The following is an 11,772-nucleotide window of genomic DNA, read 5'->3' as shown; positions in this document are numbered from 1 at the left end:
ATGAGAAATCAGGTTTGGCGAAGATTATCCTGCTTTATCATCATATTTTCAGTATTCTTTGTTGCCGTGGGTTCCGTATTTTGGATTCGGAAGGCTGCCGTAGGTATACGGCAGAGGGAAGCTGAAAATATTCTGTACTATTACAGAGAAAAAATTCTTTTACAGATGCAGGGTACTGTCAATGAGGCATCCTCCCTGGCGCAAACAGTTTATGCGTCAATGTCTTTGGAGGCGGAGGTTCCGGAATGGCTTGCGTCCGCATCCGAATCGCTGCTTCAGCGGGCAGAGGTCATCATGGTCTGCCTGTTCGAAGGGGATACCTTGACGCATATTCTTCCCGAAGAGAGGTTTGGAGATTTGGCTGGGCGGGACCTGAGCGATTTTTCTTATATCTACACAATGTCAAAAGTGGTAAAAAATCTTGTGGTAGAAGGTCCTGTCGTCCTGGAAAACGGACCAGAAGGACAGGAGGTATTTCTGTTTTTACAGCCTATTGTCAAAGAAGACGTATACCTGGGGCAGGTAGCTGTAGCGCTGGACCGGGACTATGTCCTGAAACAGTTGGGGTTGGAAGATCTGTATACTCAGGGATATGACTATGAGCTCTGGCGGGTGGAGCCGCAGAATGGAAACAAAGAAGTTGTGGCGAGCTCTGACGAGGAGATGGATTTTTCTCAGGCGCAGAAGACCGTGTTTCATCTTCCCACACAGTGGACGCTCAGCATTCAGCCTGTATCGGGGTGGCTTAGCGGCGGGCAGCGCTTGCGGATGGTCTTGCTGTGCGTTTTATTACAGGTTTTCCTGACGGCCTTTATTTTTCTCTTGCGCAGGATGATCCGTCAAAAACGCATATTGAGCAAGGTAGACAATGTAGACCAGGTCACGGGATTTTATAATAGAAAGGGATTTACGCAGGCTCTGGACGGCTGGTTACAAAGCGGGGCTTCACCTGTTATACTGTTCTTTTTTTCTATTGAAGGATATGCGCAGGCCGCCCGATTGATCGGCCCGGCTAAGGAAGAACAGTATCTGCAGAGTATTCCGATACGGCTGAATGAGTATATCCACAGCCCTTTCCTCGCCGGAAGGCTGGATGAGGGCAGCTATATCGTAGCTCTGAGAGAGGAAATGAATGAACAAAGCTGCGATGGCTTTGCCAGGGGTCTGTCCCTGGAGCTGATGCTTCAGGTACGGATCAACGGTGAAAAGAAATTTCTGATGGCCCGCCATCAATATATTTGCTGTGAGCAGGAAGAAATCGGAGCGGCGGAACTGGTCTCCCAATTAATACAAGCCTATTATGACCGTATGTCAAAGGAATCCCCTGTCAGAATGCTGACTGAAAAATGCAGACAGCTGATCGAGGGCAAGAGCGATGTGACTTTTGATGAATATACAGACCTTGAGATGATGGAGCTGTCCAAAACTTTTAACCGCTACCGGAAACAAGTGGAACAGCTGGCATACTCCGACCCGGTTTTTGCGGCTGGCAACAGGCCAAAGTTTCTCCGGGACACAAATATGCTGATTGAGTATGATAAAAAAAGGCGCTTTGCTCTTTATTGCGTGGATATCTGTTCATTCAGCCAGTATAATGAGCTGTTCAGCGCGGATATCGGAGACGAGATTCTGCATGAGGCCCTGCGGAGGCTTTCGCGACCCTTTGGTTCATATCTGTACCGCATCAACGGGGATGTATTTTTGGGTGTTTCTCTCTCAAATGAGCCAGAGGCGTCCTTTGCCGGACGTCTGCAAAGTATGTTCGATGAACCGGTTACGGTAGGGAACCTCTCATTTTCGCTGAAAGTCCGTATTGCGGTATGTATGTATCCGGAACACGGTAAAACGCCGGGCGCCCTTCTGGACCACATCCAATCGGCGCTGCGTTTTGCCAAAGAAGCGGATCAGGCAATAGCCGTCTATAACGGCCGGCTGGATGAGATGATCCGGACAGAGGCCGATATCCTGCGCCGGCTGAAGAAGGCTATTCGTCAGAAGTCATTGGAAGTCTGGTACCAGCCCATCATGCTGCTGTCAGAAAACCAGTACAGTGCCGCCGAGGCATTAGTACGTCTGCCTGACGGAAGGGGAGGATATTTTTCTGCCGGTCAGGTGATTTCTCTTGCGGAACGAAACGGCATTGCTGAGGAGTTGGGGGATTATGTGCTTCTGCAGGCGTGCATGTTTATGTACAGATGCGGCAGGAAATCAGGACTCCGCCGCATCGGCATTAATCTTTCTGTACAGCAGCTTTTGGTAGGGAACAGTGCGGATCACCTGCTGAAGCTGATTTGCTCTGCCGGCATTGATCCGGGGGTTGTTACGCTGGAGATCACAGAGAGTGTCCTGATCCAATCCATCGATCAGGCAGCTCAGGCCCTGGAAAAGCTGAGAAAGGCCGGCGTACGAATTGCGCTGGATGACTTCGGGGTAGGGTACAGCAGCCTCAATTATCTGTCCAACCTCCCTGTGGATATCATCAAAATAGACCGGTCTCTGACACGGCAAATTCTGAGTAACCCCAAGCAGTGCGCGCTTTTGAAATCCATTGTGAATATGGCATCCATCAATGGGCTTTCGGTTGTGGCAGAAGGGGTGGAGACCCAGGAAGAGCAGCAGGAAATTGCTGAATCCAGAGTAGACTATATCCAGGGATATTTTTATGCCCGGCCCATGCCGGAAGAAGAGCTTTGCCTCTTCCTCAGCCATTGACGCAGAAGGGCGTTATCCTACGATTGCGGAAATCTTCAGGGCGATTTCATTTGCCTCCTGCCGGGTCAGCATACGGTCCGGCCTCTCCTGACCGGAAATCATCTCCATGCGCAGAGCAGCCTTCAGAAACTGCTGCGCCCACCCGGACCCGCCTGGATAAGTGGCCATGCCGGCGGTATCAGGCAGAGTGACCCGGCTTTTCAGGCCATTGAGCGCAATGCTGAGAAATTCCTCCAGAGTGGCGGGCGCGGCGGGGCGGAAACAATCCTCTTCCACAAGATGTCTGTCGATCATGCCGTTCTGGAAGGCGCATTCCACGCTGCCGGCATACCATTCGTGGCCTACCACATCCCGGTACATATCATTGTACACATTGGTGGGGAAAAAGTGGACTGCCTGGATGATCAGATCCAGCGCTTCGGCCCGCAGAAGCGGATCCTCCGGCCTGTCAATTTCTCCGGGAAGCGAGGGGCCGGTTTGTTTTTCTCTGTTATCCTCAAATCCTTCCGGCGGTTGGGAAGGAAAGACCTGCAGAGGCGGTTCAAACGTGAAGTCAGGCTCCCTGAAATACTCCCGCAGATAGCTGTAGGGCGCTTCTGTCAGCATATTTCGGCATTCTTCCGCCACAAACCCGGCCATGCGCACCCCTCCGTAATCATTGGTATGAGTATAGTCCCCGGGATAAAAATACCGTTTCGCATTTTCCAGCCCGTTTTTCATAATAAAATCCATGCTCTTCTGGTGCAGGTCCAGAACCGGTACATGGCATTCCCGGCCTAGTTCCAGACATACCTGGGCCTGGGCGGCCAGCAGGTCATTATAGGTGCCGTCGTTTCCTTTCCAGGAATTGCGGGCCAGGGGAGTGACAAGAACAGGCCAGGCCCCTTTTGCCCGGACTTCTTCTATGTACCGGAGCAGATTGTCCCGATAACCTTCCCGGGGTTTCAGATGAGGAAGCTTCTGATCATTATGCCCGAACTGCATGAAGAAAAAATCCCCGGGCCGTATGGCCTCCATAACGATAGCGTGATGCCCTTCTTCCCGGAAGCTTTCTGTGGTCAGGCCGGAATGGGCGTGGTTTGACAGCGCCGCGCCCTCCTTCAGGTACAGGGGCAGAGCCTGCCCCCAGCCGCAATAGCATTGCTCCGGATGATAGGGATATTCCCCTGTCTGGTCCGTGACGGTGGAATCGCCGGCGATATAAAGAGTGGGCACATGGATTTCCTGGATTTTCACTTCGGAAATCCTGGGGCAGGAACCGCATATCGCCAGATTGATACTGCGGTCCTCCCTGCGGGTTTCCGTCCCGCGTGGGATAATATCGCTGACATTGACCGTAAAGGAATGTGAAAAGGTTTCCTCTTCCTGTAAGGTACCTATCCATACCAGACGGCGGCGTCCGGTAAACAGGATCAGCCGGGAAATTTCCGGCCCCGGAGCGATGGTTACGGTTACCTGATAATTGCCGGAGCGGGGAACCGCTGCCTTGAAAATCAGCGGGACCGGCAGTTCGCTGACTGCGCGGCAGCCTGAAGCGTCTGAAGACAGAGATGTCAGCTCACGGCCCAGGTACCAGTAGGGCACTTCAAAAGCAGCGTTGATCTCCGGAATCTGCAGATCCGGATGAGAAGCGCGCACCGCCTCTGTGACAAAACCGTATTCGGCGCCCGGGCTATAAAGCACAGGTGTTGATGATTGAAAAGAATAAGTTTTTGTATACATGGGGGACCTCCCTGATTTTTGTGACTTCAACTGAGACTATCATAACATTTTACACAAAAAAAGTAAATAACACATTACGGAATGGATTTCAGGCGTTTCCGATACCAGGACGGCGGTTCTCCCAGGTGCTGCCGGAAGTATCTTGAAAAATAGAACTGGTCTCCAAACTGGAGCTGTTCCGCTATTTCAGAGATGGTCAGATCTGTTTCCAGAAGAAGGCGGCTGGATTCCCTGAGCAGGAGTTGGTCCAGATACGCGCCCGGGGAAATCCCCATTTCCCTGCGGAATTTTCTGTTCAGGCTGCTTTCTGAGATATTCAGCGCGTCAGCAAGGCTGTGAACTGTGGTGGCGGCTGAAACAGGATCTTGAGCCAGCTGGAAAACAGTGCACAGCGGCTGGGAATATCTTTTTTCCCAAAGCATTTCTTCCGGAAGCAGCCGGAGAAAGCGGATCAAATCCATTGTAAGAAGAGTCTGAAGCTCCAGAGCGTCAGGAAGCTGGTTCTTTTTATATAGCTGAAGCAGCCTGTGGGTTTTTCGGCTGTTTACCGGCAGCCGGAGAGGTTCTTCGGTATGACGGAAGATATCCAGTCCATTGGGAAAAGACAGATTCACGTGGAAGTACAGTTTTTCCAGATAACAGGAGCAGTGATAGTCAATCCGCAGACCTGCCGGAAGCAGATAGCAGTTGCCGGGAAGCAGCTGTAATTTACGTCCGCTGCAGGATACATAGCCTTCCCCGCCTGCAATATAATACAGCCTGGAAAAGGGAGAGCAGACGGACTGCTGGTTCCAGGAGTCATCCAGTAAAGCATATCCGCTGTCAGAAATTTTGATGCTGAGCCTGTTCATAAACTTCAGAAGTTTGTCATTGGTAACAATATTCATATTGATTTCTCCATATTTCTGCACTATTTTTTCATGGAACTGCAGTTTATAAAGTGCTATGTTCAGTATACAGAAATAAAATGAATCCGGCAAGATATATAGAAGAAAAAATGCCGGAAAGGAGGAAATATAATGACCAGCTACGCTGTAAAAAAGACGCCGGGAAATACAGAATGGTTTGTTCACGACCGTTTTGGCATGTTTATTCACTGGGGGCTGTACTCTATGCCGGCCCGGCACGAATGGATCAAAAGCAGGGAGAAGATTACAGAAGAACATTATGATCAGTACTTCAGCCATTTTGATCCGGATCTGTATGATCCGGGGGAATGGGCAAGACAGGCAAAAGCAGCGGGAATGAAGTATGCTGTTTTTACCGCAAAACACCATGAAGGTTTTTGTATGTTTGACAGCAGGTACACAGATTATAAATGCACGAATACCCCGGCGGGCCGGGATCTGGTCCGGGAGTTTGTGGATGCATTCCGTGCCCAGGGCCTGCGGGTGGGGTTTTACTATTCCCTGATCGACTGGCACCATCCGGATTTTACCATAGACATGATCCATCCCAGAAGAGATGATGAAAATGCCGAAGCAATGAATCAGGGCAGGGATATGCGTAAGTACGCGGAATATATGCGGAATCAGGTGAGGGAACTGCTGACTGGCTATGGGAAAATTGATATTCTCTGGTTTGATTATTCCTATTCAGGACAGCCAGGCGAGAAGCCCTGGCAGAAAGGGAAAGGGAAGGAAGACTGGGAGGCGGAGAAACTGATCGCTTTGGCCAGGGAGCTGCAGCCTGGAATCATCATTGACAACAGGACAGAGATCGAGCAGGACCTGTGGACGCCGGAGCAGTATCAGCCCCAGTCCTGGGTCCGGCATCAGGAAACCGGCGAACTGGTGACCTGGGAAGCATGTCAGACTTTTTCCGGGTCCTGGGGTTATTACAGGGATGAAATGACCTGGAAATCACCGGAAATGCTGATACGGATGCTGGTGAATACAGTGGCTCTTGGAGGAAATCTGCTGATGAATGTGGGGCCCACCTCCAGAGGGTATCTGGACCGGAGGGCGGAAGAAGCGCTGGGCGTTTTCAGGGAGTGGATGAAGTATCACAGCAGGTCGATTTATGGGTGCACCATGGCGGAGCCGGAGTTTAAGGCGCCCCCGGACTGCCGTCTGACGCAGAGCGGGGATGGCAGAAGACTTTATGTGCACCTGTTCGCCTATCCCTTTCAGCATCTGACTCTCAGGGGATTTGCCGGACAAGTGGAGTATGCACAGTTCCTGGAAGACGGAAGCGAAGTGCTGTTTACAGAAGGAGTTATGGAACATTTCGCTCAGTCCGACGCGGAAATACGCCGGGATGAACTGATCCTGTACCTGCCGCCGGTGAAACCAAAATCCCTGGTCCCAGTCATTGAACTGTTTTTGAAACAGCCGTCCGTGCCTGAAGCTGAAACTGTTTCGGAGCCTTGCCGCAGTTCCGTTTGAAAATTCTGCTGAAATGGGAGAGATTGCCGAATCCGCACAGCTGTCCCGCCAGTTCTACAGAACAGCCCTGTAGAAGCAGCTCCTTGGCTTTTGAGAGGCGGAAGTGGAGGATATAATTGCCCGGGGAATCCCCTGTCACCATGCGGAACGCATTGTGCAGGCCTGTCTTGGAAATCAGGAACCTGGCAGAGAGTTGATCCATGGTCAGCGTATCCTGATAGTGGAGATGGATATAGTCCAGCACCTGATAAACAAGTTCTTTTCCGGCCCGCTCGCCAGATGTGAGCGGGCCGATCTGATGGTAGTCCAGATATTGGCGGTTCACTTTGAGGAGAAACTGGATCAGATAGATTTTCTTGTATATTTCGGCTCCGTAAACCTCTGCAGGGGATACAGTGTCATAATATACCATGCGGTCTGCCAAAAAAAGGAATTCCGGCAGCTGTTCTTCCGGCAGGGGAAGGAGGTTGGGGCAGCTGCCTCTGCGGAGATAAAAACAGTCCAAAAGATTTGCCGAAGGAGATGAAAACTCAGTAATGATTTCCGGCGAAAAATAGAAGACGTAACGGTCGTACCTGCCCGGCTCATCCATATAAAACCGGTGCAGGTCGCTGTGGTTGAGCAGAAAAAGATGATGCTTTGGCACAGAAACGGTCTGATGCTCTAACTGGCATTTCAGCCCGTCGGAGCAGGGCAGAAGTATTTCCAGCTGGGGATGGATATGAAAATGATGATTGGAAGGACGTTCGCTGATATTGTGCCTGGCAAGAAAATCATTGCGCAGAATCTCTGTATACAGCCGGTATTCCTTTTTCATGTAAACTCCTTTCCGGATAATCTGCCTTTCCCAGGAACAGCAAAAAAATGTGAAGGAAACGCAAAAAAAATTCAAAGGTTTTCTTTTATAATACAAGATAGGAAGAGAAAAAGAAAGAGTAATCTGCATAAAGAGGATGAAGGGATGAAGGATTTTTTTGATAAGGAGCGGGAGGCCAGGGCTATTTTACAGGATCTGAAGGATCAGAAAAAAACAGATTTGGATCAGAGCCAGATATTGGAACGCCTGGGAAGGTGCGTATGCCTGAAATTCGGGATGGAAGACATACCGGATACGGATCTGAAAAATCTTGCCATTTATAGTGTGAAGCTGAAAATGGCTGAGGCAGGGAAGATCACAAATACAGAGCTGCAGAGCCAGATCCGGTCCCATGACTGCCATCAGACCAGCCTGGTGGTGCAGATGAAAAATTTGTTCATCATGTTTGTAGAAAATGAGCTGGGCATCCGCCTGGAAGACGCCCAGGCAGTGAAGATCTCCACGCTGGAACAGCTGGCGGACGCGGTGATGAAGAAAATGTCGGAGGAGAGTTATGCAGAAGCTGCTGGGGGTAAGAGATGATTTCCCGATTTTAAGTGGGAATCTTGTTTATTTGGACAATGCGGCCACCTCTCAAAAACCCGCATGTGTGACTGACAGGCTGATGCGGTATTACCAGGAAGAAAACGCCAATGTATACCGGGGTGGTTACCGCCTCAGCAGGCAATCCACAGATTCGTACCGCATAGCCAGAAAAAGTATGGAAAATTTTTTGGAAGCGGAGAGCGGGGGCTCAGTGATTTTTGTCAGAGGAGCCACAGAAGCCTGCAATCTGGCGGCGGCCGGATTCTGCAGAAGATATCTGCGTCCCGGGGACAACATCGTGGTTACCGAGCTGGAACACCATTCCAACCTGCTTCCCTGGCTGGAGCAGTGCAGAATGCGGCAGTGCAGCCTGCGGATTGCCAGGGCGCAAGAGGACGGAGGCCTGCCCGCCCGCCGGGTGACGGAGCTCATCGATGAGAGAACCCGGCTGGTGGCGGTTACAGCCATGTCTAATGTCACAGGGGTATGTCCCGACCTGCCTGCGATTATTGAAGCGGCGCACAGACGAAAAGCTGCGGTGTTTGTGGACGCGGCCCAGGCAGCAGCGCACACAGAACTGCCGGCAAAGGAGCTGGATTATGATTTCCTCTGTTTTTCCGGCCACAAGGTGTACGGCCCCATGGGGAGCGGAGTGCTTTATGGGAAAAGAAAATTTCTGGATGAGATGGAGCCGGTGTTTTTCGGCGGCGGCATGGTGGAAGAGGCTGGAACAGAAAACGTCCTGTACAAATCTGTTCCGGAAAAGTTTGAAGCAGGTACGCCTGATGTAGCGGCATCATTGGGGCTGGAAACGGCGGTGCAGTATCTGGGAAAATTGGGGAGGAAGGAAGTCCGTGCCTATGAAAATCAGCTGGCCGGATACCTGCGGGAATCCCTGGAAAAGCTGAACGGGATCAGAATTCTGGGACCGGAAGGCCTGACAGGACCAGTCCTGTCTTTTGTATCAGACAGGTTATCCTCCTACGATATCGGGATGATGCTCGCTATGAAGAATATTGCGGTAAGAAGCGGCGCGCACTGCGCCCATCCATATATGAGAAGGCTTGACGCGCGGGGAGCCTGCCGGGTTTCGCTGGCGCTGTACAATACCAGGCAGGATATTGATTTTCTTTGTGCCGGGCTGAAGGAGATTTTGCATGATACAGGAAAAAGCTGAAGAAATATCAGTTGTTCAGGCCAGATGGAAGGCACGGCTGAAGCGCCTGGAAGACTGCTTCGCCCAATGCAGCTTTCTGCTGTCTCTGGGGTTAAGCAATCCAGGAAACCGGGAACTTAGGAGAGAAGACTACCGGATTCCAGGCTGCCAGACTGCCATATGGCAGAAGGTGAATTGGGAAAATGGGCGGATCAGCATCCGGTATGACAGCGATTCTGTCCTGGTGCTGGGCGTGCTGAGCATTTTTCAGGAGCTGTACGAAGAAAGGGAGATCCGGGAAATCAGGGAGAATCCGCCGGAATTTTTGGAGGAGATCAGTGAAGAAGTAATTTACAGGGAGATCAGAGAAAACGGCCTGCGCAGGTACTACGAAAACCTGTTCAGAGCCAGTTGATAAAAAGGAGGATTATGATGAGACATGCGATGGATGTGAGGGTGAACCTGAAACCAGTGTTCAGCAACATGGTGCACACGGATATCTGGGAAGGCCCCTGCCGGACGGGGACGGTGGAGGAACTGGACCCCAGGTATGAACGCCGCACAGGTTTGGAACAGTTTGAGATCTGGTGCGAGGAACTGAAGAAGCACATCAGCCCGGAGGTGAATATTCTGGAACCGGTTTACCTGGAGTATGACGAAAGCTTTACAGTGCCGGAATCAGAGTTTGAAAAGCTGGAAAAGGATGTATATCAGACGGACCTGTTTTTGATTACATACCGTGTGCCTGGAATCGAACGGTTTGGGAAAGCAGTTTCGATGCTGGATCTGGGCCCCACTCCCATAGACCTGGTTGGATTTTATAAAAATATCGGCCTGGAAGCTTATATGGCCCATGATTATCGGGAATATAACAAACTGCTGCATTATTTGAGAGTGAAAAAAGCACTGGCCAATACAAAAATGCTGATTCTGTCCGCTACAGAACAGATTCCAGCCAGCGTAAATACCAGCTGTCCGGACCTTTTGGGGCTAGCCGGCCGGTACGGCATCCGCAACAGCAGGCTGACCTTCCGGGCCGTGTTTGACGTGATGGACCAGATGGATGTGACAGAGGAAATGGAAGCCCGGGCGGAATCGCTGCTGGACCAGGCTCAGGACAGCAGCATCCGGAAAGAATGGATCTGCCAGGACCTGAAATATTACTATGCAGTGCGCCGGCTGATGGAAAAGTACGGATGCAATGCGTTTACCACTTCGTGCAAGGAGCTGTGCGCTTCCAGGCTCCCCATGAAAAATAAATGTACTCCTTGCCTTGCCCACAGCCTGAACAAAGATGACAGGATTCCCTCCGCCTGTGAAGAGGATGTGAACGTGCTTATCGCCACAATGATCCTGATGTACCTGACAGGAAAATCCACTTTTATGGGGAATCCCGTTCTGGTACCAAAAGGGCAGGGAAATGCGTCCTGGCTGAAATTGTCAGGATATGGAGCGCCTGCCGTAGAATTTGACCGGGATGTGCTGGAAATTCACCATTCTGTTCCGGGGCTGAGAATGGACGGTTTTCAGGAAGAGCCCATGAAATACCTGTTAGGACACTTTACGGCGGAAGGCTGGGGAACCAAGATTCAGGTTGACATGTGGGACCATGAGGAAAAGACAGTGACTTTTGCCCGGTTCAACAGGGATGGAGACGCGCTGATTGCGGCGCGGGGGAAGGTGCTGGGGTGCGACTTCCGTGAGAGAGGATGCAGCCCGGCCGTGTATTACGATGTGGAAGGAGGCGTCCGGGAATTCCGCCAAGCTCTGGCAAACGGCTGCTTCGGACACCATCTGGCTGTGGTTTACGGCGATTATACAAAAGAGCTGAAAGAACTGGGGGCTGTAGTTGGCTTCCGGACAGAAATATTTCAGTAAAGTAGAATGATTTTTATCAGACGCAGCGCTGACAGTACGGCGCTGCGTTTGATTTCTCCTGAGCCGTAAAACAAAGCACATCCTGGCAGGCTTCAGTATCATTTTACGTGAAAACCGAATTACGTTTGAAATCACACAGGCCATTCATCCATTTTTTCAGAAACCAATATGGCCTATGCAAAAAAATCCGTCCAGGTATTTCGGGAAGGAAAAGGAACGGCGCATGAACTGGCAGAAGCAGAGGATGAGTGAATAATCCCCGTACATTTAGTTTCCTGCAAGCTACAGCAGGAGACGGGGATTCTATGCTTTCCATATTTGAACACAGAGCATAAAAACAGCACCTGCCATAATGACAAGTGCCTTATAAAACATTATATTTTTGACAAGAAAAAAGCGCGAGACGGGATTCGAACCCGCGACCCTCGCCTTGGCAAGGCGATACTCCACCACTGAGCCACTCGCGCATTGCAGCTGTTTTTTAACTGCAAGAAATAATATACAGGATGAGACAA

At 50.8% G+C, this 11,772-nt stretch carries 9 protein-coding genes and 1 tRNA gene; 6 read left to right on the top strand and 4 right to left on the bottom strand.

Annotated elements, in window-relative coordinates; all coding sequences use genetic code 11:
* Positions 1-2,712 (top strand): EAL domain-containing protein, encoded by a 2,712-nt coding sequence (locus tag EV209_RS00130; RefSeq protein ID WP_130431863.1) that lies wholly within the window; start codon positions 1-3, stop codon positions 2,710-2,712.
* A 12-nt stretch (positions 2,713-2,724) separates the two neighbouring features.
* Here the strand turns inward: EV209_RS00130 and EV209_RS00125 are convergent, their stop codons facing one another.
* Positions 2,725-4,434, bottom strand: coding sequence for a rhamnogalacturonan acetylesterase (locus tag EV209_RS00125; protein ID WP_130431861.1), 1,710 nt, complete (start codon positions 4,432-4,434; stop codon positions 2,725-2,727).
* A 74-nt stretch (positions 4,435-4,508) separates the two neighbouring features.
* Positions 4,509-5,321 (bottom strand): helix-turn-helix transcriptional regulator, encoded by an 813-nt coding sequence (locus EV209_RS00120; protein WP_130431859.1) that lies wholly within the window; start codon positions 5,319-5,321, stop codon positions 4,509-4,511.
* A gap of 132 nt (positions 5,322-5,453) precedes the next feature.
* Here EV209_RS00120 and EV209_RS00115 point away from each other — a divergent pair, with 132 nt between their 5' ends.
* Positions 5,454-6,821 carry an alpha-L-fucosidase gene (locus EV209_RS00115; protein ID WP_130431857.1) on the top strand — a complete coding sequence of 456 codons (1,368 nt, stop codon included), beginning with the start codon at positions 5,454-5,456 and terminating at the stop codon, positions 6,819-6,821.
* Here EV209_RS00115 and EV209_RS00110 read toward each other — a convergent pair.
* A complete protein-coding gene (locus tag EV209_RS00110) occupies positions 6,745-7,638 on the bottom strand; it encodes a helix-turn-helix domain-containing protein (RefSeq protein ID WP_165388760.1) in 894 nt (297 codons plus the stop codon). The genes EV209_RS00115 and EV209_RS00110 overlap by 77 nt on opposite strands.
* A 144-nt stretch (positions 7,639-7,782) precedes the next feature.
* Between EV209_RS00110 and EV209_RS00105 the strand changes: the two genes are divergently transcribed.
* Genes EV209_RS00105 through EV209_RS00090 form a run of 4 tightly spaced genes read left to right on the top strand, consistent with a single transcriptional unit; the run spans position 7,783 to position 11,257 of the window.
* Positions 7,783-8,220: a hypothetical protein gene (locus tag EV209_RS00105; RefSeq protein WP_130431853.1), complete on the top strand. Its 438-nt coding sequence runs from the start codon at positions 7,783-7,785 to the stop codon at positions 8,218-8,220.
* Entirely contained in the window at positions 8,192-9,400 is a 1,209-nt protein-coding gene (locus EV209_RS00100) for an aminotransferase class V-fold PLP-dependent enzyme (protein ID WP_130431851.1), read from the top strand. The genes EV209_RS00105 and EV209_RS00100 overlap by 29 nt, the downstream gene beginning before the upstream one ends.
* Positions 9,381-9,794 (top strand): SufE family protein, encoded by a 414-nt coding sequence (locus tag EV209_RS00095; protein ID WP_130431849.1) that lies wholly within the window; start codon positions 9,381-9,383, stop codon positions 9,792-9,794. The genes EV209_RS00100 and EV209_RS00095 overlap by 20 nt, the downstream gene beginning before the upstream one ends.
* A 17-nt stretch (positions 9,795-9,811) precedes the next feature.
* Positions 9,812-11,257, top strand: coding sequence for a hypothetical protein (locus EV209_RS00090; protein ID WP_130431847.1), 1,446 nt, complete (start codon positions 9,812-9,814; stop codon positions 11,255-11,257).
* A gap of 395 nt (positions 11,258-11,652) precedes the next feature.
* Here EV209_RS00090 and EV209_RS00080 read toward each other — a convergent pair.
* Positions 11,653-11,724 (bottom strand) — tRNA-Gly (locus EV209_RS00080).
* Positions 11,725-11,772: the final 48 nt, after the last annotated feature.

The organism is Cuneatibacter caecimuris (assembly GCF_004216775.1).
GTDB lineage: Bacteria > Bacillota > Clostridia > Lachnospirales > Lachnospiraceae > Cuneatibacter > Cuneatibacter caecimuris.
The sequence above is the reverse complement of the archived record's forward strand: the minus strand, read 5'-3'. Positions and strand labels throughout refer to the sequence as shown.